Below are 26,609 nucleotides of genomic sequence, written 5' to 3' on the forward strand. Positions count from 1 at the left end.
CGTTTTTTGGAGAGGGGGATCGCATGGGGACGCTGGCAAGGCGGAATGGACCTTCTGCAAACGGTGGCGCTCCCGCTGCCAACCCGCAGGGCTTCAGCCTGATCGAACTGCTGTCCGCGCTGGCGATCATGAGCCTGCTGCTGGCGCTGGCCGTGCCCGCTTATCATGGTCACGTCGTGCGCGCCAAGCGGGTGCAGGGGCAGGCGGCCCTGCTGCGGCTGATGCAACAGCAGGAGCGCTATTACTCGCAGAACAATCACTATCTGGCATTTTCCTCGGCGTCGCCGGCGGAGCAGGCGCAGCAGTTTCCATGGTGGTCCGGCGACGGGGGCGCGGCCGGCAGCGCGTATGAAATCGAGGCACTGGCCTGTCCCGGCCTGGCGATCGGGCAATGCGTGCTGTTGCGCGCCCTGCCGGGCACGTCCAAGGTCGATGCGCAGTTCCAGGATGCCGACTGCGGCATGCTGTCCTTGAGCAGCACGGGCCAGCGCGGCAGCAGCGGGCCAGCCAGCCATTGCTGGCCCTAGGCCATGGCCATGCGCAAGCGTCCACCGTGGACTGTACGCACCGTCGGGCACACCATGCTCGAATTGCTGGCCGTGCTGGCGATTGCCGCGCTGCTGGCGGCCGCCGCCATGCCCAGCTTGCAGCAGGTGCTGGCGCGCCAGCAAGTGCGCGCGGCGGCCACGGACTTGTTTTCGGCCATCGAACTGACGCGGGCGCAGGCGATGGCGCGGGGGCAGCGCGTGCTGCTGATGCCGGCCGGGCCCGGTGGCACGGATTGGCGCGCAGGCTGGCTGGTATTCATCGACCGCAATGCCAACCTGGCTTTCGATGGCGATGACGAATTGCTGTTCCGCCAGGGACCGCTGCCGGAGGGTATTACGGCCCAGTTTGCGTTTTCCTCGGCCACGTCGCCGTTTTATATCGCCTACAATGGCGCAGGACGCAGTTGCAGCGCGACTAATAGTTTGGCGGCGCGCTGGGGCACCTTGTCCCTGGCTTTGGGAAAGCAGGTACGGCATATTAAAATCAATATGCTGGGCAGGGTGCGCGTGTGCGATCCGCAGCAGCAAGCGGTCAATTGCAGCGGCGTGGCCGACAGTTCGTAGCAAGACTGACCAATATATTTACCTTCAAGCAAAGAAGCCCGTGGAAATACTCAACGATATCGATGGCATGCGCCTGGCGCTGGAATGGGCGGCGCGCGGTTTGTACACGACCTCGCCCAATCCCCGCATCGGCTGCGTGATCGTCAGGGATGGCCAGGTGATCGGCGCCGGCGTGACCCAGGCGGCAGGGCAGGATCATGCGGAAGTGCAAGCGCTGGCCAATGCGGCGGCGCGCGGCAACGACGTGCGCGGCGCCACCGCCTATGTCACCTTGGAACCGTGCAACCATCACGGCCGTACCCCGCCATGCTCCGATGCGCTCGTGCGCGCGGGGCTGGGCCGCGTCGTGGCCGCCATGACGGATCCGAACCCGCTGGTGGCGGGGCAGGGTCTGGCCAAGCTGCAAGCGGCCGGCATCGCCGTCACTACGGACGTGCTGGCCGACGAAGCCTATGAAATGAACATCGGCTTCTTTTCGCGCATGCAGCGCGGCAAGCCGTGGGTGCGCATGAAAACGGCTGCCAGCCTGGACGGCATGACGGCCTTGCACAATGGCCAGAGCCAGTGGATCACGGGGCCAGAGGCGCGCGCCGATGGCCACGCCTGGCGCGCGCGCGCCTGCGCCATCCTGACGGGTATCGGCACGGTCAAGGCGGACGACCCGCAATTGAATGTGCGCGCCGTCGAGACGCCGCGCCAGCCGCGCCGCATCGTCGTCGACAGCCGGCTCGACATCAGCCCCGATGCGCGCATTTTACAGGGCGGCGGCACGTGGATCGTGGCGGCCGTCGCCAATCCGGAAAAGGAAGCACAGTTGCGGGCGCTCGGCGCGGAAGTCATCCTGCTGCCGAACGCTGCCGGCAAGGTCGACCTGGCCGCGCTGATGCTGGAACTGGGACGCCGGCAAATCAATGAAGTCCACGTCGAGGCTGGCTCCAAACTGAACGGCTCGCTGATCCGCGAAGGCTGCGTCGACGAGCTGCTGGTCTACCTGGCGCCCACCTTGCTGGGCGACGCGCAAGGCATGTTTGCCTTGCCCGCCTTGACGGATATCAAGCAGCAGCGCACTTTGCAATTTCACCAGGTTCAGCAAGTGGGCGAAGATGTGCGTATCCTTGCAAGATTCGCCCAGCGCAATTAATACTTTCACATTTTTATAGGGTTAGTTCATGTTTACAGGAATTGTTGCCTCCATCGGCAAGATTGAAACCGTGCAGCCGCTCGACGGCGGCCTCGATGCCGGCGTGCGTCTGAACATCCACGCGGGCGGTTTGCCGCTGGCCGACGTGGCCCTGGGCGATTCGATCGCCATCAATGGCGCCTGCATGACGGTGGTGGAAAAGTCGGACACAGGCTTTGCCGTCGATGTCTCGCGCGAAAGCCTCAATTGCACGGTGGGCCTCGATACCACCACGGAAGTGAACCTGGAAAAAGCCCTGACCCTGGCCGAGCGCCTGGGCGGCCACCTGGTTTCCGGCCACGTCGACGGCCTGGGCATCGTGCGCAAATTCGAAGCCGTGGGCGAATCGTGGGAACTGGTGATCGAAGCGCCGCACGAACTGGCGAAATACCTGGCCTTCAAGGGTTCCGTCGTCGTCAATGGCGTCTCTCTGACAGTCAACCGCGTGGAAGACTTGGGCGCGGGCGCCGTCAACGGCTGCCGTTTCTCGATCAACCTGATCCCGCACACGATCGCCATGACGACCTTGAAACACTTGACGGTTGATGGCAAGGTCAACCTGGAAATCGACCTGATCGCCCGCTATGTCGAGCGCATGCTGTCCTTGGACAAGGCTGCCGCTTAACACACAGCTTGAAGCAGCACGCCAGCGGCCTTGCCAAGCGTGTGTTGCTTTTCCTTCAGACGCGCATACTATGAAGCTTTCCGCAGTGGAGGCTAGCCATGGACCCGATTTCGCGCGCAACCGTGCCCAACACCATCCCGGCCACGCCCCGCGTGGGTGCGACGGCGCCGCTGGCGCCCACGCTGCCCGTGCCGCCGTCCAGCGCGGCGGCGGCCCTTGCCATCCTGTCCTCGACCCAGGTCGACATTTCCCCGCTGGGCCAGTTCCTGTCCGGCGTGGCCTTGTCGCGCCGGCAACTGCTGGCCTTGCAGGGCGCCACGGAAGAGGCCCGGGCGGCCAATATCCCCGTGAATGTCAATGACGATTTGCTGGCGCTGGCGCGGCAGTTGACGGAATCGTTCGCCCAGCTGCAAACGAGCGGCATCGACGCCAGCCAGCTGGCGACAACAGGCGACACGCCGGGCAGTCTGGCGCAGCGCTATGATTTATTGTCGGGCGATGGTACGACGGATGCGGCCGCCGCGCTGGCGCAGGACGGCGGCTTGCTCACGCAAGCGCAGCTGGCCCGCATCGGCATCGATTTGCGCAATGAAGATGTCTATGCGCCAACGTTGCAGGCCGCCTATGCGGCCGACAGCAATGCCACCCTGGACGCTTTGCAACAAGGAACGGACGTGCTGGCGCAGGTGGGCGCAGTGCTGGCCCGGCAGCAGGGCGCGCCGCTGGCAACCAATGTCGAAGCGGATTTGACGGGCGAAGCACTGCCGCCCAGTGCGGTGCCGGCCGGGCAGGCGCAGGCCGCCGACGCGGCGCCGCGGCAAACGGCTGCCATTACGCAACGGCAACTGGAACTGCAGCAGCAACTGGAAGCGGACGAGCTGAACCTGGATTTGCAGGAGCCGCGGCCCCAGCCTTCTGCGCAAGCCGCCGCCGATGCAGCGGAACTACTGCAGACGCAGCGCACGGACAACCAGCGCGTCGATACCCGGCGTCTGGACGCCGAACGCCTGGATAACGAACGCATCAATACTGATCAGCAGACGCAGCAGCAGGAAGCGGAACGCGTGGACGAACTGCGCCAGGGGCAAGTGCAGCAGCAGGAATTACAGCAGCGGGCGCAAGCAGCGGCGGATGATGCGACGCGGGCGCAGCTGGCCGCCGACGACGCACAAATGGCGGCTCGGGCAGCCTCCGACCGAGCGCAGTCGCTGGCCCACGCTGCGCAGGCGCATACCGATGCGGGCCTGGCGACGGCGCAGGCCCAGCTGGCACAGCAAAATGCGCAGGCGCAGCAGCAAGCCGCGCAAGCGGCGGGCCAGGCCGTGCCGCTGCCCTCATCGCAAGACCCATCCGTGGCGGCGGCCATCGCCGCCTATAACCTGAACAATGCAGCCCTGAATCCCGGCTTGATGAACCGGCCATTGCCGGCCAGCGACTCGCGCCTGCCTCTGGTGGCGCCCGTCGCTGCCGTGGAACCTGTCAAGCCCGTGCCTAAAATCTAGGGCAGCAGGGTGGCGTCCAGGGTGATGTTGGCTTTCAGTAGCTTCGACACTGGGCAGCCAGCCTTGGCCTTGCCCGTCAATTCCTCGAATTTTGCCTGGTCGGCGCCGGGGATTTTCGCTTTCAGGATCAAATGGACGGCCGTGATGGCGAAGCCGTCGTCCACCTTGTCGAGGGTTACTTCGGCCGTCGTCTCCATCTTTTCCGCCGTCAGGCCCGCTTCGCCGAGGATCAGCGACAGGGCCATGGTGAAGCAGCCTGCGTGGGCGGCGCCGATCAATTCCTCGGGATTCGTGCCGGGCTTGCCTTCGAAGCGGCTGGCAAAACCGTAGGGATATTCCTGCAAGGCGCCGCTGCGCGTGCTGATGGCGCCCTTGCCGTCCTTGATGCCGCCTGACCAGATGGCCGATCCGTTGGTTTTCATGCTGCCGCTCCTGTGTGGGGTAATGCAAAACATAAGAAAGCGCCTGCCGCGGCGCAGGCCGCAGGGCGTCAAGGATGAGCCAGCGTGCTGGCGCGATAATCTTATGCGCTTTGCAAGGCTGGCGGCGCGCGCTTTGCCATCGCCGTGTGCGCGGGATCGGGAAAGCGGCGCTTTACGGGGCGGGCAGGGCAGGTGCTGCCACATCACTGTTGCCAGACTGTCTTATTTCAGGTCTGCAAGCGCTAAATCCTTTAAAATAGCAGGTTATATGAAAATTCCCGGAAATGCCGTGGAATATACAGAGCAGCTTTTTCAGTTTCGTTAAAGGATCAATGATGTCTATTTCAAGCACCGAAGAGATCGTCGCTGAATTGCGCGCCGGTCGCATGGTGATACTGGTCGATGAAGAAGACCGGGAAAATGAAGGCGATCTGGTGCTTGCCGCCGATTTCGTGACGCCTGAAGCCATCAATTTCATGATCACGCATGCGCGTGGTCTGGTCTGTCTGACCCTGACGGAAGAGCGTTGCGACGAGCTGAACCTGTCGATGATGACTTCGCGCAACGGCACCGCTTACGGCACCAATTTCACCGTCTCCATCGAGGCGGCCGAAGGCGTGACGACGGGCATTTCCGCCGCCGACCGCGCCAAGACCATCCAGGTGGCTGTTGCCAAGGGCACGCAGCCTAGCGATATCGTCCAGCCTGGCCATATCTTCCCGCTGAAAGCGCAAAAAGGCGGCGTGTTGATGCGTGCAGGCCATACGGAAGCCGGTTGCGACCTGACGGCCATGGCCGGCTTGACGCCCGCATCCGTGATTTGTGAAATCATGAAGGACGACGGCACCATGGCGCGCCTGCCGGACTTGCTGGTGTTTGCCGAGCAGCATGGCCTGAAGATCGGCACGATTGCCGACCTGATCCATTACCGCAGCCAGACGGAGTCCCTGGTCGAGCGCGTTGCCGAGCGCACCCTGCACACGGCGCATGGCGAATTCCGTTTGATCGCCTTCCGCGACAAGCCCAGCGCGTCGGCCCATCTGGCCCTCGTGCATGGCGACCTGGCCCCAGGCCTGGAAGCGCTGGTGCGCGTGCACCAGCCCGTTTCCCTGCTGGACGTGCTGGAAAGCGAAGCGACCACCCACTCGTGGACGGTGGCCGCCTCGATGGCTGCCATCAAGCAGGCCGAGCGTGGCGTGATGGTCTTGCTGAACTGCGGCGAGACGTCGAGCGAGCTGTTTGCCCAGTTCGCCGCCTTGGACACGCCGCAAGCCAAGCCGAAAGGCCGCGCCGCCAGCATGGACTTGCGCAGCTATGGCATCGGCGCACAGATCCTGCGCGACTTGGGCGTGAGCAAGATGCAATTGCTGGCCAGCCCCCGCAAGATGCCGTCGATGGTCGGTTTCGACCTGGAAGTGACAGGTTTTCAGTGCCATCCTGGCCAGCAGTAATTAAATAATTTCAGCGGCCTGGCACATGGCTGGCCGCTGATCACCTGATAAAGAGGCATATGATGACCGTAGGAGCATACGAAACCAATTTTGCCGGCGAAGGTTTGCGCGTCGGTATCGTCCAGGCACGATTCAATGAAATCGTCGGTGGTGGCTTGCTGTCGGCATGCCTGGAAGAGTTGAGCAAGCTGGGCGTGGCCGATGAAGATATCCTGCACGTGACCGTGCCGGGCGCCCTGGAAATCCCACTGATTCTGCAAAAAATGGCAGAAACCGAGCAATTCGACGCCCTGATCGCACTGGGCGCCGTGATTCGCGGTGAAACCTATCACTTCGAGCTGGTATCGAACGAATCGGGCGCGGGCATCACGCGCGTCGGTCTCGATTACGGCATCCCCATCGCCAACGCAGTGTTGACGACCGAAAACGACGAGCAGGCGGAAGTGCGCATGCTGGTCAAGGGAGCCGAAGCGGCACGCGTGGCAGTGGAAATGGCTAATTTAGCGCAAGCGCTGGAAGAGTTGCAAGACACAGACGAGGATTAATCGTGCTTGCGTCGCAGTGTGCTGCCTGGCAGCGCACCGCGGTATTCGTCACTATCTGCAGTAAATACGTATTTAAGAACAGGTAACAATCATGACTGAGAAAAATTTGCTCGCCAATCCCAGCAAAAACCGCACGCCGCGTCACCGCGCGCGCGAGTTTGCGCTGCAGGGCTTGTACCAGTGGCTGCTGAACAATGAAGACGCGACCACCGTCGTGAACAATATTCGCGCGGCTCACGGTTTCGACAAGGCCGATGGCGATCATTTCACGGTGCTGCTGTACGGCGCCATCAAGGATTCGCTGGCGCTGCGCGAAAGCATGGCTCCGTTGATCGACCGCAATATCGCGGAACTGTCCCCCATCGAACACGGCATCCTGCTGATCGGCGCATTTGAGCTGAAGAACAACATGGAAATCCCGTACCGCGTCGTCATCAACGAAGCGGTCGAGCTGGCCAAGTCGTTTGGCGGTATCGACGGCCACAAGTATGTGAACGGCGTGCTCGACAAGCTGGCAGTGAAATTCCGCGAGGAAGAAGTCAACGCCAACAAGCGCAAGTAATATATAGCGTAATCCCTGCGGCTGCTGCCGCAGGGTAATAAAAAAGCCACCGGCACTTGCATGCGGTGGCTTTTTTACTGGGTGCTACTTTTTGGATGCCCCTGTGAGGGCTTTTAAAGGGTCACAGGCCGGCGATCTCGTTGTGGGGCAGTACTTTGATGGTGATGCCGCTTTCTGCTGGCGGCGCCTTGGCTGGCGCTGGCGTGTTCGATGCCATCACCGGCGTCGTGGTCGGCACGCGCTGGCCTGCCGATACTTGTTTCAGGCGGCGGTATTCAGCCAGCACGCGCGAGCCGTAGCCCGAGTCGGTGGCGAAGTTGGCGGCACCCACGTAGGTTTTCAGGCCCGCTTCGACGGAACCGCCACGCGTGACGTAGTCTTTCAGGATCAGGGAGCCGACGCGAATGTTGGCGACAGGGTTCAGGGCTGCTTGCACGCCGCCCATTTCCTGGAAGCGCTCATGATGTACTTTCGACATGACTTGCATCAGGCCTTGCGCGCCGACGGGGCTTTCCGCGAACGGGTTCAAGCCCGATTCGATGGCCATCACGGCCAGGATCAGCAGCGGGTCAAGCTTGATTTCACGGGCCGTCAGGTACGCCGTCGACACGAGCATATTGGTCGCATCGTTGGCCACGCGGTAACGCTTGGAGAGCCAGTTGGTGACCCATTGCTGCTGCTTTTGCGTGCCCAGCAAGGCTTTTTCTTCCTTGCTCAGTGGTGCTTCGCTGGCGGCGGCCGTTTGCACGGAAGCAGGTGCTTCCATGAGTGCCGACAGGGCCGGCGCTTCAACGGCTTGCGCTTCCGCCATCGGCAGCGGGAACAGGCTGTGCGTCAGTTGCTTGCCCAGGTCAGGGCGGAACATCAGCAGGGCGATCAGTGCCAGGGCGGAAATGCCGAAGACTGTCAGTGTGTGTTGTGCCGTGGTCAAAACGCCACGTGCCGAAATGGCTTGTGCGCGGGCGCGCAAACGCGCCAACGCTGGCTGGCCAGCCACGGTTGAAGCAGGCAAGGCTGCTTCAGTGCTACGATGAGTCATAGAGTTCCCCGAAATGTCGCGTCAACAGGCAGTCCCTCCGCGGTGTCGCGGTGTTTTGGGTACTGCCAATGCCGTGCATCAGAAATATCATCGTTTCCGCCGCGTATGGATGCGTGCGAGAAACGCCGTCATTGCTTGCTTGAGCTGATCGGTCCCATGCTGGTATTGGATCAGTCGCAATACAACTTTTACCGGGGGTAAGGCAGACGCCTTTTGAAAACACTCCTTAAAATGTCATGTGGAGCCCCGACTCCGTGAATGAAAGAGAAACGCTAAAATCAAGCTCTGGGCCGGCGTGCTCTTTCAAGTTGGGCGAATTGTAGAAGCCGTTTTATATCAAGTCAATACTAACGAATCGTTTCTTTATTACTTTTATGTCTTACTTTTTGACTTGCATTGTGCCAAAAGCCAATAAAATCAATTACTTGGCATAGATCCTTCAGCAACGGCGTCCGACGTCAAAAAAAATTAAAAACACATGAAATATTCAGATTTGCGAGATTTTATTTCTCAACTGCAACAAATGGGTGAACTTAAGCCCATTTCAACCCCCATTTCACCGATTTTGGAGATGACGGAAGTCTGCGACCGCACCCTGCGCGCGGGCGGACCGGCCTTGCTGTTCAATAATCCGACGGGATACACCATGCCGGTGCTGGGCAACCTGTTCGGCACCACGCGCCGCGTGGCCTTGGGCATGGGCGCGGAAGACGTCAGCGAGTTGCGCAAAATCGGCCATGTGCTGGCGCGCCTGAAGGAGCCGGAGCCGCCGAAGGATTTCAAGGATTTGCTGGGCCTGGGCTCGCTGGTGAAATCCGTGTGGGACATGTCGCCGAAAGAGTTGCGCGGCGCGAAATGCCAGGAAATCGTCTGGGAAGGCAATGACGTCGACCTGGCGCGCCTGCCGATCCAGCATTGCTGGCCCGGCGACGTCGCCCCCCTGATCACCTGGGGCCTGGTGATCACCAAGGGCCCGAACAAGAAGCGGCAAAACCTGGGCATCTACCGCCAGCAGGTATTGGGACGCAACAAGGTCATCATGCGCTGGCTGGCGCACCGGGGCGGGGCGCTGGACTTCCGCGAACATGCGATCCAAAGCAAGGGCAAGCCGTATCCGATCGCCGTGGCGCTGGGCGCCGATCCCGCTACTATATTAGGGGCCGTCACGCCGGTGCCGGACAGCCTGTCCGAATACCAGTTTGCCGGCTTGCTGCGCGGCAGCCGCACGGAGCTGGTGAAAGCCATCGGCAGCGAGCTGCGCGTGCCAGCATCGGCCGAAATCGTGCTCGAAGGCCATATCTACCCGGACGAAAACCATCCGAGCGGCTACGAGCATGCGCTGGAAGGGCCGTATGGCGACCACACGGGCTACTATAATGAGCAGGACAGTTTCCCTGTGTTTACCATCGACCGCATCACCATGCGCCGCGACCCGATCTATCACTCCACATATACAGGCAAGCCGCCGGACGAGCCGGCCGTGCTGGGCCTGGCCCTGAACGAAGTGTTCGTGCCGCTGCTGCAAAAGCAGTTCAGCGAAATCACGGACTTCTACCTGCCGCCCGAAGGCTGCAGCTACCGCATGGCCGTGGTGCAGATCAAGAAACAGTACGCGGGCCACGCCAAGCGCGTGATGTTCGGCGTGTGGAGTTTCCTGCGCCAGTTCATGTATACCAAGTTCATCGTCGTGGTCGACGAAGACGTGAATATCCGCGACTGGAAAGAAGTCATCTGGGCCATCACGACGCGGGTCGACCCCATCCGCGACACAACCCTGGTCGACAACACGCCCATCGACTACCTGGACTTCGCCTCGCCGGTCAGCGGCCTGGGCAGCAAGATGGGCATCGATGCGACCAATAAGTGGCCGGGCGAAACGACGCGCGAGTGGGGCACGACGATTGCCATGACGCCGGAAGTGAAGGCGAAGGTGGATGGGATTTGGCAGGAGCTGGGTTTATAACAGGTAGGGCGGTAGGTCGGGTTAGCGCTTGTGCGTAACCCGATGTTGCGGTGCTTGCATGTTCGTGGTTTGCTTGCTCAGTAGCGTCGGCTTACGGCCTGCGCAGCATTGACACGGCAATTTCCCAATCTTGCGCAGGTCGGTTATAATTGTCCCCGGCGGGCCCCTGCGCATCGTGGCATGGCTAACCTGGTCAGGTCGGGAACGAAGCAGCCACGGCTATTAACCATGAGTGCCGCAGATCAGGCTCGCCTCCTTCGGGAATGTTTTATCAGGATCATCAATCAAGCTGCCATGGGCAGCTTTTTTGCTTTTACGGCCCCGTTTTCTTGCCGATCCGCAGCACTGCCGGGCTTGCCGTGTTTTCACTGTTTCTACGCGGCCATGTTATACAATTGCTGCTTTGCCGCGTTTGCCAGATTTAAGCTGGCCCGGCCATGAGGCTTGCGCCCGCCGCGCAGGATCACCCGCAAAATCGCATGGTAAAATCTCAGCATGTCCTATCAAGTCCTCGCCCGTAAATACCGCCCCAAGAATTTCGAGACGCTCGTCGGCCAGGAGCACGTCGTGCGCGCGCTCACGCATGCCTTGCACAGCGGCCGATTGCATCACGCCTACCTGTTCACGGGCACGCGCGGCGTCGGCAAGACGACCCTGTCGCGCATCCTGGCCAAGTCGCTCAATTGCATCGGCCCCGACGGCACGGGCGGCATCACCGCCCAGCCTTGCGGCGTGTGCGAAGCGTGCACGGCGATCGACGCGGGACGCTTTGTCGACTATATAGAGATGGATGCGGCGTCGAACCGCGGCGTCGATGAAATGGCGCAGCTGCTCGAGCAAGCGGTGTATGCGCCAAGCAATGCGCGCTTCAAGGTCTATATGATCGATGAGGTGCACATGCTGACGAACCACGCGTTCAATTCCATGCTGAAGACCCTGGAAGAACCGCCCGAGCACGTCAAGTTCATCCTGGCGACGACGGACCCGCAAAAGATTCCCGTGACCGTGCTGTCGCGCTGCCTGCAGTTCAACCTCAAGCAGATGCCGCCCGGCCACATCATCAGCCACCTGGACAATATCCTGGGACAGGAAGGCATTGCCTTCGAACAGCCGGCCTTGCGCCTGCTGGCCCAGGGCGCCCACGGTTCCATGCGCGACGCGCTGTCCTTGACGGACCAGGCCATCGCCTACGCGGCCGGTGCAGTGACGCTCGACGCCGTGCAAGGCATGCTGGGTGCGCTCGATCAGTCGTATCTGGTGCGCCTGCTCGACGCGCTGGCGCGGCAGGATGGCGCGGATCTGCTGGCCGTGGCCGACGAGATGGCCTCGCGCAGCCTGTCCTACAACGGTGCTCTGCAAGACCTGGGTACTTTATTGCACCGCATTGCGCTGGCGCAAACCGTGCCCGCCGCCTTGCCGCAGGATTTGCCTGAGTACGCGGACATCGTGCGTCTGGCTGCCGCGTTTGACGCGGAAGAAGTGCAGCTGTTTTACCAGATCGCCGTGCATGGCCGCAATGAACTGGGCCTGGCGCCCGACGAATATGCGGGCTTTACCATGACCTTGCTGCGCATGCTGGCCTTTCGGCCCGGCATAGGCGGCGCCGATGGCGTGCCGGCGGCACCAGCCTCCGTCCCGGGCAACCGTCCCGCCGCCGTGGCCGCCGCGCGCGCCGCCGCCGGCGCATCCGCACCGGCCGCCCGCGCCGCCACGAACAGCGTGGCCAGCCATGCAGCCGTGACGCCACCCGCCGTGGTAGCAGCCGCAGCCGCCAGCATGGCCCGCAGCGAAGCGCCACCGCCACGCGCCGCCGCACCGGCACCTGTAGCAGCCCCGGCGCCAGCACCGGCGGCGCCGCCGCCTGCCGCTCCTGTTCCTGCGGCGGCCCCGGCAGCATCGGGCGCCCCAATCAGTTCCGCCCGCGCAGCCATCAATGCGGCGCTGGAAGCGGCCCGTGCCGCCTCGAAAGGCCGTCCGGGCAGCGCGCCGTCGGCGCCATCGTCGGCGCCCAAGCCGGCTGCCCCCGCACCTGTAGCGGAAGCTGTCGCCGCGGCGCCAGTGGCACCGGCTGCACAGGTCCAGGCAGCACCGCCACCACCCGCCGCCGCGAAAGCGCCTGCGCCGTGGGACGATGCGCCACCCGTGGCCGTGATGGAGGCTCCCGTGGCCGCTACGGCGCCCGTGCAGCAGGCGCGTCCTGCCGCGCCGCCGCCACAGCAGGCGCCAGCCGACGACGACTTGCCGCCGTGGGTCACCGAATTTTCCGACGACAGCGCTTCGGCTGCCGTGTCGGCGCCCGCCGCGCAAAGCAGCGAGCAGCCGGCCGTCGCCATGCCGCAGCGCGCCGCCAAGCAAGCCGCGCCCAGCGGGCCGTATGTGATCACGCCCGTGCCGGGCCTGGACTGGGACGGCAACTGGCCGGCCGTCGCCGCCGTGCTGCCCCTGCGCGGCATCGCCCAGCAGCTGGCCGTGCAGGCCGAGCTGATCGAATGCCTGCACGACGGCCACAGCACCACGTTCCGCCTGCGCGTGCCGATCGACACGTGGCGCAGTCCGGCCAACGTGGAAAAACTGGCGGCCGTGCTCAGCGAGCGTTTCGGCCGCAAGGTCGGCGTCGACACGGAACTGGGCGCCGTCTGGTACACGGCCAGCGCGGAAGCGCAGGCCCACCGTGAGGCATGCCAGCTTGCTGCGGAAGAAACCATCGCCAGCGACCCCTTTGTGCTCGACATGAAGCGCGCATTCGACGCTTTTGTTGTGCCTGGCACGATTACCCCTGCACCGGCCGGCTCCGCCGCGCCGACCCTGCATTGATGATTAACACACTCACAAACTGAATTAACGGAGCATTCTTATGATGAAAAATCAACTGGCTGGCCTGATGAAGCAGGCGCAAGCAATGCAAGACAACATGAAAAAGGCCCAGGAGCAACTGGCGCTGGTGGAAGTGGAAGGCCAGTCCGGTGCCGGCCTCGTGAAAATCGTCATGACGTGCAAGAACGACGTCAAGCGCGTGTCGATCGACCCGTCGCTGCTGGCCGACGACAAGGACATGCTGGAAGACCTGGTGGCCGCCGCCTTCAACGACGCCGTGCGCAAGGCTGAAGCGACCTCCGCTGAAAAAATGGCAGGCTTGACTGGCGGCATGAACTTGCCAGCCGGCTTCAAAATGCCATTCTGATGCACTGCCGCATGCGCTCGATCGATGGCACGGGGCAAGGTTGATCCATGTCCAAGTCGCTTGAATTCTTGACCGAGGCGCTGCGGCGCCTGCCCGGCGTCGGCCCCAAGTCGGCGCAGCGGATGGCGTTTCATTTGTTGCAGCACGATAGGGAAGGCGCGGCCATGCTGTCGCGCGCCCTGTTCCAGGCCGTCGATGCCGTGCATCACTGCGGCCTGTGCAATACCTTTACCGAACATGAGGTGTGCGAGACCTGTCTCGACGAAGAGCGCGACAAGCGCTTGCTGTGCGTGGTGGAAACGCCCGCCGACCAGCTGATGATCGAGCAGACGCTGACCTACAAGGGCCTGTATTTCGTGCTCATGGGGCGGCTCTCTCCGCTCGATGGCATCGGCCCGAAAGATATTCATCTTGAAAAATTATTGAACCGCGCCAACGATGGCGTGGTCGGCGAAGTGGTGCTGGCCACCAATTTCACCAATGAAGGCGAAGCGACCGCCCACTACATCAGCGAAATGCTGAAGGCGCGGGGCTTGCGCGTGAGCCGCCTGGCCCGCGGCGTGCCCGTGGGCGGCGAACTGGAATACGTCGACGCGGGCACGATTGCCCGCGCGATGCTCGACCGCAGGGCAACCTGAACTGACCTCTATGACAGAATCTTCCGCGACCACTGGTCCACTGCAAGGCATTAAAGTGCTGGAATTGGGCACCCTGATCGCGGGCCCGTTCTGCGCCCGCATGCTGGCCGAATTCGGCGCCGACGTGATCAAGATCGAGTCGCCCGATGGCGGCGACCCCATCCGTACCTGGCGCGTGCTGAAAGACGGCACCTCGCTGTGGTGGTCGGTGCAGGCGCGCAACAAGAAAAGCGTCACCCTGAACCTGAAAGCGCCGGAAGGGCGCGCCATCGCCCGCCAGCTGGCCCTGGAAGCGGACATCATCATCGAGAACTACCGCCCCGGCGTGCTGGAAAAGTGGGATCTCGGCTACGAACAGCTCAAGCAGATCAAACCGTCCCTCATCATGGTGCGCCTGTCCGGCTTTGGCCAGACGGGGCCGATGAAGGATTTGCCCGGTTTCGGCGCCATCGGCGAATCGATGGGTGGCTTGCGTTATGTGTCCGGCTTTGCCGACCGCCCGCCCGTGCGCGTCGGCGTGTCGATCGGCGATTCGGTCGCGGCGCTGCACGGCGTGATCGGCGCCATGATGGCCTTGCGCCACCGCGACGTGACGGGCGGGGCGGCTGTCGGCGAAGGCCAGATGGTCGATGTGGCCCTGTATGAATCCGTCTTCAACCTGATGGAGTCCCTGGTGCCCGAGTACGACCAGGCGGGCGTGGTACGCGAACGCACGGGTGGCTCGCTCCCCGGCATCGTTCCCTCGAATACCTACACGACGGGCGATGGCGAAAACATCGTGATTGCCGGCAATGGCGACGCCATCTTCAAGCGCCTGATGCTGGCCATGGGCCGCATCGACATGGCGGGCGACCCGCAGCTGGCGCGCAACGATGGCAGGGTCGCGCGCACGCAGGAAATCGACGACGCCATCGGCGCCTGGTGCGCCACGCACACGATAGACTGCGCGCTGGCCGTGCTGAAGGCGGCTGACGTACCGGCCGGCAAAATCTACTCTGTACGCGACATGATGAGCGATCCGCAATTTCTCGCCCGCGACATGTTCGAACAGCATCAGTTCCCCGACGGCACGCCCGTCAGATTGCCCGCCATCAGCCCGAAACTGTCCGCCACGCCGGGCAAGACCCAGTGGCTGGGGCCGACCCTGGGCCAGCACAACGACGAGGTGCTGGCGTCGCTGGGGTTTGATGCTACCGCCATCGCGCGGCTGAAGGCCGATGGGGTGGTGTAGTGGGATGATGTTTGGAAGATAGGTCGGATTAGCGGCGGCACGCCGCGTAATCCGACGCCACCACCGGCCAAGTTAACAATGTTGTCGGCTTACGCGCTTCGCGCTAAGCCGACCTACGCAACTCATCTGATATCTATCATGCATCGTTTTTTTCACCGTGCGCTTGTCCTGGCATCCAGCACTATCCTCCTCTCCGCCTGTGCCAGCTTCCCGCACGATGCATCGATTACGGGCCTGCGCCTGATCGGCGAGCAGCGCATCGCGCTTAAATACGCGTTCCAGGGCACGACGGTGGGCGGCTTGTCCGGCATCGATTACGATGCGGCCAGCAAGAGCTGGGTGATGGAAAGCGATGACCGCTCGGAAATCAATCCGGCCCGCTTCTACCGGGCCGCCTTGAATTACGACAGCAAGGCCTTCTCCAGCGTGAGCCTGAGCAGCGTGCATTTCTTCACGCAGCCCGACGGCAGCCGCTATCCGAACCTGGCGCATGCCAAACTGGACCAGGGCGATCAGGTGGCCGACATCGAAACCATCCGCGTCGATCCGCAGGATGGCAGCTTGTGGTACGGCAGCGAAGGCAACCGCAAGGTGGGCTTGCACCCGTTCGTGCGCCACGCCGACAGCGGCGGCCGTTACCTGGCCACCTTGCCGACACCGGCCATGTTCAATGTCTCGAAGGAAGAAATCGGCTCGCGCAACAATATGACGTTTGAAGCGCTGTCGTTTGCCAGCGATGGCAAGAGCCTGTGGCTGGGCATGGAAGCGGCCCTGTACCAGGATGGCCCGCTGGCCACGCCCGATAAGGGCTCCGTCGTGCGCATCACGCGTCTGGACCGCGCGGGCAAGGTGCTGGGCCAGTATGCGTATGCTATCGAGCCCGTGGCGTCCCGGCCCGCGCCGGGGCGTGAAGCGGACAATGGCGTGTCGGAAATCCTCGCCGTCAACGATCGCCAGGTGCTGGTGGTGGAGCGGGCCGGCGTGGCCAACGCGGACGGCGTCTATAGAAACCATGTGCGTATCTACGAGATGGATACGGAGGGCGCCACCGATGTGCAGGCGCTGCCGGCCCTGGCGGGCGCGACCTACGTGCCGGCGCGCAAGCGATTGCTGCTGGACCTGGAAAAGATCGGCTTGGCACGGGTCGACAATATCGAAGGCATCAGCTGGGGGCCGCGCCTGGAAAACGGCCGCCGCAGCCTCGTATTGATTTCCGACGACAATTTTAATCCGCAGCAAGTCACGCAAATCCTTGCCTTCGAAGTGCTCTAGTTTCCACGCTGGCCAGCTGCTTCGTCTGCCTGGCCAGCATCGCCGTGATCGTATCGTGCGGCGAGGGGTGGCCCAGGAAATAGCCTTGCACCATGTCGCAGCCGTATTCTTCCAGCATCACCAGCTGCTCGTCCGTTTCCACGCCTTCGGCCACCACCACCATTTTCAAGCCATGCGCCATGGCGATGATGGCGCGCGTGATGGCCGCGTTTTCCGCATCCTGCGGCAAGCCGGCAATAAAACTCTTGTCGATCTTCAAGGCCCGCACGTCGAAGCGTTTCAGATAATTCATTGACGAATATCCCGTGCCGAAGTCGTCGATGGACAAATACACACCGATGCCGCGCAATTGCTCCAGGGTCACCATGGTGGCGCGCGCATCGTCCATCAAAGTGCCTTCCGTCAATTCCAGTTCCAGCAGGCGCGCATCGAGCCCCGTGTCGGCCAGGGCCGAGAGCACGATCTGCATCAGGTTTTCATCCTTGAATTGCTTGGCCGACAGGTTCACGGCCATGCGGATGGCACGCCCGCCATGGCTTTGCCATGCCTTGGCCTGGTTGCACGCCGTGCGCAGCACCCATTCGCCGATGGGCACGATGAGCCCCGTTTCCTCGGCCAGCGGGATGAATTCCGTGGGCGAGATGATGCCTCGTTCCGGATGGCGCCACCGGACCAGCGCTTCCACGCCGACGATCTGCGTGCTGGGCACGTCGATCTGCGGCTGGTACAGCAGGTACAGCTCGTTGTTCTGCAAGGCTTTCCTCAAGCCCACTTCCATCTTGACGTGGCTCATGATTTCCATGGTCAGTGAAGAGCTGTACAACTTGGCGTTGTTCTTGCCGCAATTCTTCGCGTGGTACATGGCCGTGTCCGCATATTTGAGCAGCGAGTTGCAATCCTCGCCATCTTCCGGATACAGCGAAATGCCGATGCTGGCCGTGACGAAAATCTCGTGCACCTCGATCATGAACGGGCGGCGCATGGCTTCCTTGACCCGGTGCGCCACGTTCAGCGCGTCTTCCACCCGCTCCAGGTCGGGTATCAATATCGTGAATTCGTCGCCGCCCAGGCGCGCCAGGTTGCTGCCGCCGGAGATGCCGTTGAGCTCGTATTCGGCGCGCAGCACCAGGTCGCTGGGGCGGATGGTTTCGCGCAGGCGCTCGGACACCACCTTGAGCAAATGGTCGCCCACGTCGTGGCCCAGGGTGTCGTTGATGCGCTTGAAGGCGTCGAGGTCCATGAACAGCACGGCGAATTTCTTGTCGTGCTCTTTCGAACGCACCAGTTCGCGTTCCAGCGTTTCCAGGAACGCTTGCCGGTTGGGAATGCCCGTCAGGCTGTCGCAATAGGCGAGGCGGCGGATCTGTTCTTCCGTGCGTTTGCGCTCGCTGATGTCGCGCACCAGGCCCAGCACTTCATCGGCCCCCGTCGCCACCAGGCGTGCTTCGAAATGGCGCGTGCTGTCTTCGTGCGTGAGCGTGTAGTCGACCGAGCCGATGTGTTGCGTGGCCAGCACCGCGTGCGCCTGGTCGAGCAGGCGCGCGGCGATTTCGGGCGGCAGCACGTCGCGGATATGGCTGCCCACGCAGTCGCTGAGGGAAAAGCCGGCGCTGGCGTCGTGCCCCTGTTCGTAGTCGAGATAAAAACCCTCGCGGTTGAGGCGAAAGAAAGTGTCGGGGATGGCGGCCAGCACGGCGCGGTTGTGCGCGTCGGCGATGCGCAGGCGGGCGATGGCGTCGCTGGCGCGCAGCACGTACAGCACGCGGTGCCCAAGGATGGGCCAGTTGATGGGCTTGGAAATGAAATCCGTCGCGCCCACCTCGTAGGCGCGCGTGACGGCTTCCAGTTCGTCGCCGCCCGTGACCATGATGATGGGCACCGTGCCGCCCACTTCCTGGTGGCGGATTTCTCGGCACACGGCAAAGCCGTCCATGGCCGGCATGTCGACGTCGAGCATGACGAGGTCCGGCCCGCTGTGCTTGTAGCTGGCCAACGCCTGCACGCCGTCTTCGGCCTCGATCACGTCCAGGCCCACCTGCGTGAGCATTTGCCGCATCAGCAAGCGCATCACGGGATCGTCGTCGGCCACCAGCACCAGGCCGCGGGGAGGGGAGAGGGGCGCTGTCATGTCAGTGTTCCTTCACGAGGATGGCGTTCAGCGATTCGCGTACGGTCAGGAAGGCTTGCTGCATCTGCTGCAGCAGGGCAGCGGCACCCTCTGTGCTGCCGGCGCGGCCCAGTTTTTCCATCTCCTTGCACAGCTGCGCCAGGCCATCGGCACCCACGTTGGCGCTGCCCGACTTGAGGCTGTGCGCCACCTTGCGCAGCGCTTCCGCATCCGCGCCGGCAATCGCTGCGCGCATGGCGCTCAACTGGCGCGGCGTCTCACTGGTAAAGGCGAGGATGACCCGCTCGAGCAGCGCATCGCCATCGGTGCCGGACAGGGCGCGGATGTTTTCCAGCGCCTGCCGGTTCAGCGGCTGGCCGGCGGGTGCGGTCTCGGGTGCGGCCTCGGGCGTGGGGGGCGGCACCGCTGGTGGCGTTTGCAGCTCCGGCAATTCGCTGTGGTGCACGGTGGCCGCGCGCGGCAGGGTGATCCAGCGGGCAATCGTGTGGCCCAGGTCCTGCTGCGTGAACGGCTTGCTCAGGTAGTCGTCCATGCCGGCCGCCAGGCACGCTTCGCGGTCGCCCTGCAGGGCATTGGCCGTGATGGCGACGATGGGCAGCACGCGCGCGTGGCCGCACTGCTGTTCGTGGCGGCGGATTTCCGCCGTGGCGGCAAAGCCATCCATCACGGGCATCTGGCAATCCATCAAGATCAAATCGAAATCCTCGGCCTGCGCCGCCTGCAAGGCCTGTTCGCCGTTGCGCGCGCAGACCACGTCCAGGCCCAGGCTGTCGAGCATGGCCAGCGCCACTTCCACGTTGACGGGATTGTCCTCGGCCAGCAGCACGCGGCGGCGCTGGCGCCGGCCGGGGGGGCGTACGGCATGGCGCCCCGTGTGCGGTGGAACGATGCGCAGGCTATCGCTGGCGCGCGGCGGCGTGACGATGCAGTCGAACAGGTCGCATTCGCGGGCCGGCTTGATCAGCTGGAAGGCCACGCCCGCCTCGCGCCGCTGCACCGGGTCGGCCGCCGCCGGTTCCGTGCTCAGCAGTAATAATTTGAGGTCGGCCAGCAGCGGGTCGCTCTTGATGGTGGCCGCCAGGGCCAGGCCGCTGGTGCGCGGCAATTCCATGTCGAGCAGGGCCACGCCATACGGGGTGCCCGCCTGGGCGGCTGCGTGCAGCTTGGCCAGGCAGTCGCTGGCCGTGCCGGTGCTGTCGCTGACGATGTGCCAGCTGGCCAGTTGCCGCTCCAGCACGGCGCGCGTGGCCGGTGTGTGGTCGACGATCAAGGCGCGTAACCCTCGCGTGGTTTTCAGGTTGAAGGACGGGTCGTCGCTGTCGACTCTCCGCTTATCGAAATTTACTTCGAACCAGAAGATCGATCCTTGCGTTAAAGCATTATCAACGCCGATAGTGCCGCCCATCAGCTCCACCAGCTGCTTCGAGATCGTCAGTCCCAGGCCCGTGCCGCCATGCTTGCGCGTGGTCGAACCGTCCGCCTGCGAGAACGATTCGAAGATGCGCGTCTGCGCCTCGTTCGACACGCCGATGCCCGTGTCGTGCACCTCGAAGCGCAAGCCCACGCTGGGCGCGTCTTCGCTGCAGACGGTCACTTTCACGGTGACCTTGCCCGTTTCCGTGAATTTGATGGCGTTGCCCAGCAGATTGACGATGATCTGGCGCAAGCGATTCGGGTCGCCGCAGATGGCGATGGGAATGTCAAACGCGATGTCGAATTCCAGGCTGATGCTTTTCGCTTGCGCCTGCGGTGCGAACACGTGTTCTATATCGTCGAGCAATTCGCGGAAATTGAAGCGGATGTATTCCACGCTCAGCTTGCCCGCCTCGATCTTGGAAAAGTCGAGGATGTCGTTGATGATCACCAGCAAATTCTGTCCCGAGCGCTGCACCATGCTCGTGTAATGGCGCTGCTGCGGGCTCAAAGGGCTGGCCAGCAGCAGTTCCGTCATGCCCAGCACGCCATTCATCGGTGTGCGGATTTCATGGCTCATGGTGGCGAGGAATGCGCTCTTCGCCTGGCTGGCCGCCTCGGCCGCGTCCTTGGCCTTTTCCAGCTGCGCCGTGCGCACGCCCACCTGGCGCTCAAGCTGGTCGCGGTAATTGGCCAGGGTGCTGTCGCGGCTGTCGATCTGCGCCAGCATGTCGTTGAAACTGTCGATCAGCACCCCCAGCTCGTCGCTGCGCTGGTGCGCGATGCGGTGGCTGTAGGTCTGGCTGCTCGACACTTTTTGCGCCGTATCGATCAGCTTGGTGATGGGTTCGGCAATCACGCTCTTGAAGCGTCGCGCGAGGAACACGGCGATCAGGAAGGACAGGACGGTGGCGCCGCCGATGGCGCCCACGTGGCGGCCGATGTCGCGCCACATGTGGTTCAGGTCGGCCTCGATCAGCACGGCGCCGATCAGCTGCCGCGGCTCGCCTGGCCGGTAGACGGGGCGGTACAGACGCATGGCGGGCGCCAGGGCCGTGCCCGTGCCTTGCGTAAAGGGCTGCACGGCGATGTCGGCCAGCAAGGCCGGCTCCAGGTCTTCCGGCGCCGCCAGGCCATCCGCATGCTGCTGCGCGCGGTACAGGGCGAACAGGCGCCCGTTCCGGTCGAACAGGGCCGCCTGGGCGATCTCGTCGCGCGCGGCCAGCGCGGCCAGCACCTGTTCCGCCTGCGGCTGTGCCGATTTGCCTGCCAGCAATGGCGCCGTGCCGGCCGCACCGATCACGCCCGCCATGGATAGCAACTGCTTGCCTTCATCGTCCTTGTGGCTGAGCACGGACGTCAGCGCAAACGCCACGAACACCAGCAGCAGCGCGCAGCCAGACGAGAGTACCGAAATCATGGTCAGCTTCTGGCTGATGCTGGAGCGTTGGAAATTGAACATGGTTGCGGCGCTTCTCCGGTCGGCCAGTTGACTGTTTTTTAATTTCCTATTGGAAAAATATAGACGCGAAGACACATCCCGATATTGATGTGGGTCTAATGGAGGAGAGGGGAGGGGAACTTATAAGAGAGGAAATGAATGGGGCGGCCCAACAAGACCGCCCTTCATACTGCGTCACAACACCGGACAAAACCGTCGCGAGCGGAAGGGAGAGACGGCTAAGAAGCGCAACCGTACTCTAGTACGGTGAGCATCGCAGGCCGCCTATACCGACGCGCAGCAGGTTTGGTCCGGTGTCCGCTAGCAACAGCCGCCACGTTTGCCGGCGCCACCATAGCGGGCTTCCTGCCGTTCGCGGAAGAACTCTTCATACGTCATCATCGGCTCGCCGGGATGGGTGACTTCCCGGTGGGCCACGTAGGTGTCGTACTCGGGCAAGCCGCACATGAGCCGCATGCTTTGCCCCAGATATCGTCCAGCCTTGATGATTTCGTCGATCATTATTGCACCGTGGGCAAGGCCTGGAACGGCGTTTCCTTGGTGCTCGGCTTGCTGTCGGCGCGCGCCTTCATGATGGTGCGGATACCGAAGAACAGCACGCTGACGACGACCACCACGAAGAAGGCGGCCAGGCCGGCGTCCAGGTAATCGTTGAAGATGATCTGCTGCATCTGCGCCACCGACTTGGCCGGCGCCAGCAGGGTGCCTTCATCGAGTGCCGCCGAATATTTCTTGGCGTGCGCGAGGAAGCCGACGCGAGGATTGGCGTCGAAAATCTTTTGCCAGCCCGCCGTCAGGGTGCACAGCAGCAGCCAGATCGTCGGCGTGATGGTGACCCATGCGTATTGGCCACGTTTCATCTTGAACAGCACGCAGGTGCCGAGGATCAGCGCAATCGCGGCCAGCATCTGGTTGGCGATGCCGAACAGCGGCCACAAGGTGTTGATGCCGCCCAGCGGATCGACCACGCCCTGGTACAGGAAGTAGCCCCAGGCCGCCACGCACAGGCCCGTGGCCAGCAGGTTGGCGATGACGTTTTCCGTCTGTTTCAGCGCTGGCACGAAGCTGCCCAGCAAGTCTTGCAGCATGAAGCGGCCGGCACGCGTGCCCGCATCGACGGCCGTCAGGATGAACAGCGCCTCGAACAGGATCGCGAAGTGGTACCAGAAGGCCATCATGGCCTTGCCGCCGATGGCGCCGGACAAAATCTGCGCCATGCCGACGGCCAGGGTCGGTGCGCCGCCGGCGCGCGAGATGATGCTGTGCTCGCCAACGTCCTTGGCCGTCTGCGTCAGCATCTCCGGCGTGACATAGAAGCCCCATTGCGAGATCGCCTGTGCGGCGGACTCTGCTGTGGTGCCGATCAGGGCGGCCGGGCTGTTCATGGCGAAATAGATGCCCGGCTCGATGGTCGAGGCGGCCACCAGGGCCATGATGGCAACGAACGATTCCATCAGCATGGCGCCATAGCCGATGAAGCGGGCGTGGCTTTCGTTTTCAATCATCTTCGGCGTGGTGCCAGAGGAAATCAGTGCGTGGAAGCCGGAGACGGCGCCGCAGGCAATCGTAATGAAGAGGAAGGGGAACAGATTGCCCGACCAGACGGGGCCGGAGCCGTCGATGAACTTGGTCATGGCCGGCATTTTCAGGTACGGCGCGACGACGATGATGCCGATGGCCAGGCCCAGGATGGTGCCGATCTTCAGGAAAGTGGACAGATAGTCGCGCGGCGCCAGCAGCAGCCACACGGGCAGGACCGAGGCGATGAAGCCGTAGCCGATCAGCATCCACGTCAGTTCCGTGCCCGTGAACGTGAACATCGGGCCCAGTACGGCGTGTTCTTGCACGTACTGGCCGCCGATGATGGCCAGCATCAGCAAGACGAAGCCGATGATGGAGATTTCGCCGATGCGGCCCACGCGGATGAAGCGCGAATACACGCCCATGAACAGGGCGATGGGAATCGTCGCCATCACGGTGAAGCTGCCCCATGGGGAACCGGTCAGCGCCTTGACGACGATCAATGCCAGCACGGCCAGGATGATGACCATGATCATGAAGCAGCCGAGCAAGGCGATCATGCCGGGAATTTCGCCCAGTTCAGCCTTGATCAGGTCGCCCAGGGAGCGGCCGTCGCGGCGCATGGAAATAAACAGCACGATGAAATCCTGCACGGCGCCCGCAAACACGACGCCCGCCAAAATCCACAGCATGCCGGGCAGATAGCCCATCTGCGCGGCCAGCACGGGGCCGACCAGGGGACCGGCGCCGGCAATCGCCGCGAAATGGTGGCCGAACAGTACATATTTGTTGGTCGGCACGTGGTCAAGGCCATCGTTGTGCTTGAAGGCCGGCGTCATGCGGCGTGCATCCAGCCCCAGAACCTTGTCGGCGATGAACAGGCTGTAGAAACGGTAGGCGATCAGATAGACGCAGACGGCGGCGATGACGATCCAGATCGCACTGATCGGTTCGCCACGTTGCAGGGCGACGACGCCCAGGGACCCGGCGCCTGCCAGCGCAAGCGCTGCCCAGCCGAGCTGTTTGAAAATGCGGTTCATGCTTCCTCCAGAAATGTGACGGGCGCTGTGCCGTGCGAAGATGTGTGCTGCCGAGCCTGGTCGTCGCCAGTTTGGTGTGAATCGGGTGTATCTGCAGCTTATGGCGAGTATTCAGGAATCGTATAATTGCCGCAAGCGCAGCACTACGCAGTAACGCTCAGTATTACTACGCAGACCGATTGCCGCGCCGCGACGTAAAATCACGCATTCCCACCAGCATCGACGCCGCCGGAGCGCGCAAGGACATGAAACTCAGACAGAAAGTCATCTTCCTGGCCCTCACGCCGCTCATCCTCGCCCTGTGCGCCATCGCGTTTGCCGTGCGGCACCAGGCGATTACCCTGGCGGAACAACAGCGCGCCACCATCCAGCAAGCGTATTTGGCCAGCAAGGAAGCGGAACTCAAACATTATGTGACCCTGGCCAGCCATTCCATCGCTTCCCTGTACCAGTCGGGGCGCAAGGATGACGCCACGCAAGAGGAGGCCAAGCGCATCCTGTCCGCCCTCAGCTATGGCGACGATGGCTATTTCTTCATCTATGATTTGCAGGGCAAGTCGCTGATGCATCCGCGCCAGCCCGAGCTGGTAGGGCAGAATCTGTGGCAATTGCGCGACGCCGAAGGCAATCTGACCATCCAGCGCCTGATGCAGCGGGCCAAGAGCGGCGGCGGTTTCGAGCGCTACAACTGGATCAAGCCGTCGACGAACAAGTCCGCGCCCAAGCTCGGCTATGTGATCCTGATGCCGGAATGGGGCTGGATGATGGGGACCGGCATTTATATGGATGACGTGGACCAGGCGCTGGCCAAGGTCGACGCCCAGCAATCGCGCAATATCCGCTCGACCATGGAGCTGATCGCCGCCATCGCCATCCTCGGTTCCCTGCTGGTGGCTGCCTGCGGCCTCGTGTTGAACCTGCGCGAATTGCGCGTGGCCGACGCCAAGCTGAAAGTGCTGGCGCAGCGCGTGGTCGAGTCGCAGGAAGAAGAGCGGGCGCGGCTGTCGCGCGACTTGCATGACGGCATCAGCCAGTGGCTCGTGTCCATCAAGCTGCAGATCGAGGCGGGCATCGCGCGTCTGGGCGGCAATGCGGAACAGAAAGACAAGGCGCCCGCCACCTTCGAGCGGGCCGCCGAGCAATTGAACAAGGTGCTGGGCGAGGTGCGGCGCATTTCGCACAACCTGCGCCCGGCCATTTTGGATGACCTGGGCCTGGCCGCCGCGCTCGACCACCTCGTGCATGAATTCAATGACAGCAGCAGCGCGCAAGCCAGCTTCACGGCCAGTCCCGCAGCGGCGGGCGAGGGCTTGCCCGATATGGTGAATACCGTGCTCTTCCGCATCGCCCAGGAAGCGCTGACCAATTGCGAGCGCCATGCCCATGCCCGCGGCGTGGAGGTGAGCTTGCGCGAGGCGGGCAAGGCCGTCGAATTGCGCATCGGGGATAATGGCGGCGGCTTCGATTTCGACGGCATCGCCCTGCATCCGCAGCGCGGCATCGGCTTGCGCAACATGACGGAACGCATGGAAGCCATCGGCGGCAGCCTGCACATCACTTCGTCTCCGGCCGGCACCGTGGTGCTGGCGCGGCTCGAGCTTTCCTCCACATTAAAATAGAGAACCATGACCGAGAAGATCAACATACTGCTGGTGGACGACCACCCCCTCGTGCGCGATGGCTTGCGCGCGCGCCTGGAAGCGGTGGCGCATTTCGACGTGGTGGCCGAGGCGGGCGGCGCCGACGAAGCGTTGAATCAGGCGCGCACGCACCAGGTGGACCTCGTGTTGATGGATATCAATATGCGCGGCACGAATGGCATTGAAGCAACGGCGCTGTTCAAGCAGGCGTTTCCGCAGATTGCCGTGCTGATCCTGTCCATGCACGACAAGCTCGAATACGTGTCGCAAGCCATCGCCGCCGGGGCGCGCGGCTATGTGCTCAAAGATGCTCCTGGTAAAGATATTGTGTTTGCCATCGAGACGGTGATGTCCGGAGGCATTTATTACAGCGCGGCCCTGGCGCGGCAGCTATCTCGGCCGCAAGTGCACGATTCCTTCCTCACGACGCGCGAGCAGCAGGTGCTGCAGCACATCGCGGCGGGCCAGTCGAACAAGCAGATCGCCCGTGCGCTCGACCTGAGCGTGCGCACGGTGGAGACGCACCGGCTGAACATCAAGCGCAAGCTCGGTATCGAAGGGCAGGCCGAATTGATCAAATATGCGGTCGAGCACGCGCATGGCGGCAGCGCCTGAACGGCGCAGGTGTCGCGGCGGTTTTTGCCACACCCGCATGACAGGCGGGTCTCGCGGGGGAATGTTC

At 63.0% G+C, this 26,609-nt stretch carries 22 protein-coding genes and 1 other RNA gene; 17 read left to right on the forward strand and 6 right to left on the reverse strand.

Features of this window, described 5'->3' with window-relative positions; translation table 11 throughout:
• Nucleotides 1–23: 23 nt before the first annotated feature.
• From GYK42_RS07595 to GYK42_RS07615, 5 genes are all read left to right on the forward strand, one after another.
• Nucleotides 24–527: a type IV pilin protein gene (locus GYK42_RS07595; protein WP_166447002.1), complete on the forward strand. Its 504-nt coding sequence runs from the start codon at nt 24–26 to the stop codon at nt 525–527.
• A 9-nt stretch (nt 528–536) separates the two neighbouring features.
• The gene (locus GYK42_RS07600; protein ID WP_240943506.1) at nt 537–1,112 is read left to right on the forward strand and encodes a GspH/FimT family protein; all 576 of its coding nucleotides are present in this window, start codon (nt 537–539) and stop codon (nt 1,110–1,112) included.
• A 40-nt stretch (nt 1,113–1,152) separates the two neighbouring features.
• Nucleotides 1,153–2,253 (forward strand): bifunctional diaminohydroxyphosphoribosylaminopyrimidine deaminase/5-amino-6-(5-phosphoribosylamino)uracil reductase RibD, encoded by a 1,101-nt coding sequence (gene ribD, locus GYK42_RS07605; protein ID WP_166447003.1) that lies wholly within the window; start codon nt 1,153–1,155, stop codon nt 2,251–2,253.
• Between the two features lie 28 nt (nt 2,254–2,281).
• Nucleotides 2,282–2,917, forward strand: a complete 636-nt coding sequence (locus tag GYK42_RS07610; protein ID WP_166447004.1) for a riboflavin synthase — start codon at nt 2,282–2,284, stop codon at nt 2,915–2,917.
• Between the two features lie 98 nt (nt 2,918–3,015).
• On the forward strand, nt 3,016–4,419 hold the full coding sequence (locus GYK42_RS07615; RefSeq protein ID WP_166447005.1) for a hypothetical protein: 1,404 nt from the start codon (nt 3,016–3,018) through the stop codon (nt 4,417–4,419).
• On the opposite strand, the gene GYK42_RS07620 is transcribed toward GYK42_RS07615, so the two are convergent.
• Nucleotides 4,416–4,841, reverse strand: coding sequence for an OsmC family protein (locus tag GYK42_RS07620; protein ID WP_034759136.1), 426 nt, complete (start codon nt 4,839–4,841; stop codon nt 4,416–4,418). The two genes, GYK42_RS07615 and GYK42_RS07620, sit on opposite strands and share 4 nt — an antisense overlap.
• A 335-nt stretch (nt 4,842–5,176) precedes the next feature.
• On the opposite strand from GYK42_RS07620, the gene ribBA reads away from it, so the two are divergent.
• From ribBA to nusB, 3 genes are all read left to right on the forward strand, one after another.
• Nucleotides 5,177–6,292 (forward strand): bifunctional 3,4-dihydroxy-2-butanone-4-phosphate synthase/GTP cyclohydrolase II, encoded by a 1,116-nt coding sequence (gene ribBA, locus GYK42_RS07625; protein WP_046682331.1) that lies wholly within the window; start codon nt 5,177–5,179, stop codon nt 6,290–6,292.
• A gap of 62 nt (nt 6,293–6,354) precedes the next feature.
• Entirely contained in the window at nt 6,355–6,837 is a 483-nt protein-coding gene (gene ribH / locus GYK42_RS07630; protein ID WP_034759563.1) for a 6,7-dimethyl-8-ribityllumazine synthase, read from the forward strand.
• Nucleotides 6,838–6,928: 91 nt separating this feature from the next.
• Nucleotides 6,929–7,399, forward strand: a complete 471-nt coding sequence (nusB, locus tag GYK42_RS07635; RefSeq protein ID WP_034759129.1) for a transcription antitermination factor NusB — start codon at nt 6,929–6,931, stop codon at nt 7,397–7,399.
• A 121-nt stretch (nt 7,400–7,520) separates the two neighbouring features.
• Here the strand turns inward: nusB and GYK42_RS07640 are convergent, their stop codons facing one another.
• Entirely contained in the window at nt 7,521–8,438 is a 918-nt protein-coding gene (locus GYK42_RS07640; protein ID WP_205711317.1) for a lytic transglycosylase domain-containing protein, read from the reverse strand.
• 478 nt (nt 8,439–8,916) lie between these two features.
• Between GYK42_RS07640 and ubiD the strand changes: the two genes are divergently transcribed.
• From ubiD to GYK42_RS07675, 7 genes are all read left to right on the forward strand, one after another.
• Nucleotides 8,917–10,401 carry a 4-hydroxy-3-polyprenylbenzoate decarboxylase gene (gene ubiD / locus GYK42_RS07645; RefSeq protein ID WP_034759127.1) on the forward strand — a complete coding sequence of 495 codons (1,485 nt, stop codon included), beginning with the start codon at nt 8,917–8,919 and terminating at the stop codon, nt 10,399–10,401.
• 157 nt (nt 10,402–10,558) lie between these two features.
• An RNA gene (ffs, locus tag GYK42_RS07650) (signal recognition particle sRNA small type) lies at nt 10,559–10,657 on the forward strand.
• 239 nt (nt 10,658–10,896) lie between these two features.
• On the forward strand, nt 10,897–13,215 hold the full coding sequence (gene dnaX, locus GYK42_RS07655) for a DNA polymerase III subunit gamma/tau (RefSeq protein WP_166447006.1): 2,319 nt from the start codon (nt 10,897–10,899) through the stop codon (nt 13,213–13,215).
• Between the two features lie 40 nt (nt 13,216–13,255).
• On the forward strand, nt 13,256–13,582 hold the full coding sequence (locus GYK42_RS07660; protein WP_034759121.1) for a YbaB/EbfC family nucleoid-associated protein: 327 nt from the start codon (nt 13,256–13,258) through the stop codon (nt 13,580–13,582).
• Nucleotides 13,583–13,629: 47 nt separating this feature from the next.
• On the forward strand, nt 13,630–14,220 hold the full coding sequence (recR, locus tag GYK42_RS07665) for a recombination mediator RecR (protein ID WP_034786598.1): 591 nt from the start codon (nt 13,630–13,632) through the stop codon (nt 14,218–14,220).
• Nucleotides 14,221–14,230: 10 nt separating this feature from the next.
• Nucleotides 14,231–15,451, forward strand: coding sequence for a CaiB/BaiF CoA transferase family protein (locus GYK42_RS07670; protein ID WP_166447007.1), 1,221 nt, complete (start codon nt 14,231–14,233; stop codon nt 15,449–15,451).
• A gap of 138 nt (nt 15,452–15,589) precedes the next feature.
• Nucleotides 15,590–16,723, forward strand: coding sequence for an esterase-like activity of phytase family protein (locus tag GYK42_RS07675; protein ID WP_166447008.1), 1,134 nt, complete (start codon nt 15,590–15,592; stop codon nt 16,721–16,723).
• Here GYK42_RS07675 and GYK42_RS07680 read toward each other — a convergent pair.
• The 4 genes from GYK42_RS07680 to GYK42_RS07695 form a co-directional block, all read right to left on the reverse strand.
• The gene (locus GYK42_RS07680) at nt 16,692–18,851 is read right to left on the reverse strand and encodes a putative bifunctional diguanylate cyclase/phosphodiesterase (protein WP_166447009.1); all 2,160 of its coding nucleotides are present in this window, start codon (nt 18,849–18,851) and stop codon (nt 16,692–16,694) included. The two genes, GYK42_RS07675 and GYK42_RS07680, sit on opposite strands and share 32 nt — an antisense overlap.
• Nucleotide 18,852: 1 nt before the next feature.
• A complete protein-coding gene (locus GYK42_RS07685; RefSeq protein WP_166447010.1) occupies nt 18,853–21,726 on the reverse strand; it encodes a hybrid sensor histidine kinase/response regulator in 2,874 nt (957 codons plus the stop codon).
• A 300-nt stretch (nt 21,727–22,026) separates the two neighbouring features.
• Nucleotides 22,027–22,227, reverse strand: a complete 201-nt coding sequence (locus GYK42_RS07690; protein WP_010396213.1) for a YbdD/YjiX family protein — start codon at nt 22,225–22,227, stop codon at nt 22,027–22,029.
• Entirely contained in the window at nt 22,227–24,287 is a 2,061-nt protein-coding gene (locus GYK42_RS07695; RefSeq protein WP_046682339.1) for a carbon starvation CstA family protein, read from the reverse strand. The genes GYK42_RS07690 and GYK42_RS07695 overlap by 1 nt, the downstream gene beginning before the upstream one ends.
• 245 nt (nt 24,288–24,532) lie before the next feature.
• Between GYK42_RS07695 and GYK42_RS07700 the strand changes: the two genes are divergently transcribed.
• Both GYK42_RS07700 and GYK42_RS07705 read left to right on the forward strand, forming a co-directional pair.
• The gene (locus tag GYK42_RS07700) at nt 24,533–25,906 is read left to right on the forward strand and encodes a cache domain-containing protein (protein ID WP_166447011.1); all 1,374 of its coding nucleotides are present in this window, start codon (nt 24,533–24,535) and stop codon (nt 25,904–25,906) included.
• Between the two features lie 6 nt (nt 25,907–25,912).
• Nucleotides 25,913–26,542, forward strand: coding sequence for a response regulator transcription factor (locus GYK42_RS07705; RefSeq protein ID WP_166447012.1), 630 nt, complete (start codon nt 25,913–25,915; stop codon nt 26,540–26,542).
• Nucleotides 26,543–26,609 lie beyond the last annotated feature (67 nt).

Origin of the sequence: Janthinobacterium lividum, from assembly GCF_011601275.1 — a bacterium.
GTDB classification, from domain to species: domain Bacteria; phylum Pseudomonadota; class Gammaproteobacteria; order Burkholderiales; family Burkholderiaceae_D; genus Janthinobacterium; species Janthinobacterium lividum_E.

Excerpts from the sequence above, each read along its gene's own strand:
- GYK42_RS07610 (WP_166447004.1), top strand. The coding sequence starts at position 2,282 with ATGTTTACAGGAATTGTTGCCTCCATCGGCAAGATTGAAACCGTGCAG.
- GYK42_RS07705 (WP_166447012.1), top strand. The coding sequence starts at position 25,913 with ATGACCGAGAAGATCAACATACTGCTGGTGGACGACCACCCCCTCGTG.
- GYK42_RS07660 (WP_034759121.1), top strand. The coding sequence starts at position 13,256 with ATGATGAAAAATCAACTGGCTGGCCTGATGAAGCAGGCGCAAGCAATG.
- ubiD (WP_034759127.1), top strand. The coding sequence starts at position 8,917 with ATGAAATATTCAGATTTGCGAGATTTTATTTCTCAACTGCAACAAATG.
- GYK42_RS07685 (WP_166447010.1), bottom strand. The coding sequence starts at position 21,726 with ATGTTCAATTTCCAACGCTCCAGCATCAGCCAGAAGCTGACCATGATT.
- GYK42_RS07675 (WP_166447008.1), top strand. The coding sequence starts at position 15,590 with ATGCATCGTTTTTTTCACCGTGCGCTTGTCCTGGCATCCAGCACTATC.
- GYK42_RS07695 (WP_046682339.1), bottom strand. The coding sequence starts at position 24,287 with ATGAACCGCATTTTCAAACAGCTCGGCTGGGCAGCGCTTGCGCTGGCA.
- ribBA (WP_046682331.1), top strand. The coding sequence starts at position 5,177 with ATGTCTATTTCAAGCACCGAAGAGATCGTCGCTGAATTGCGCGCCGGT.
- GYK42_RS07670 (WP_166447007.1), top strand. The coding sequence starts at position 14,231 with ATGACAGAATCTTCCGCGACCACTGGTCCACTGCAAGGCATTAAAGTG.
- GYK42_RS07700 (WP_166447011.1), top strand. The coding sequence starts at position 24,533 with ATGAAACTCAGACAGAAAGTCATCTTCCTGGCCCTCACGCCGCTCATC.
- GYK42_RS07600 (WP_240943506.1), top strand. The coding sequence starts at position 537 with ATGCGCAAGCGTCCACCGTGGACTGTACGCACCGTCGGGCACACCATG.
- GYK42_RS07680 (WP_166447009.1), bottom strand. The coding sequence starts at position 18,851 with ATGACAGCGCCCCTCTCCCCTCCCCGCGGCCTGGTGCTGGTGGCCGAC.
- GYK42_RS07620 (WP_034759136.1), bottom strand. The coding sequence starts at position 4,841 with ATGAAAACCAACGGATCGGCCATCTGGTCAGGCGGCATCAAGGACGGC.
- GYK42_RS07615 (WP_166447005.1), top strand. The coding sequence starts at position 3,016 with ATGGACCCGATTTCGCGCGCAACCGTGCCCAACACCATCCCGGCCACG.
- GYK42_RS07640 (WP_205711317.1), bottom strand. The coding sequence starts at position 8,438 with ATGACTCATCGTAGCACTGAAGCAGCCTTGCCTGCTTCAACCGTGGCT.
- dnaX (WP_166447006.1), top strand. The coding sequence starts at position 10,897 with ATGTCCTATCAAGTCCTCGCCCGTAAATACCGCCCCAAGAATTTCGAG.
- GYK42_RS07595 (WP_166447002.1), top strand. The coding sequence starts at position 24 with ATGGGGACGCTGGCAAGGCGGAATGGACCTTCTGCAAACGGTGGCGCT.
- ribH (WP_034759563.1), top strand. The coding sequence starts at position 6,355 with ATGACCGTAGGAGCATACGAAACCAATTTTGCCGGCGAAGGTTTGCGC.
- recR (WP_034786598.1), top strand. The coding sequence starts at position 13,630 with ATGTCCAAGTCGCTTGAATTCTTGACCGAGGCGCTGCGGCGCCTGCCC.
- nusB (WP_034759129.1), top strand. The coding sequence starts at position 6,929 with ATGACTGAGAAAAATTTGCTCGCCAATCCCAGCAAAAACCGCACGCCG.
- GYK42_RS07690 (WP_010396213.1), bottom strand. The coding sequence starts at position 22,227 with ATGATCGACGAAATCATCAAGGCTGGACGATATCTGGGGCAAAGCATG.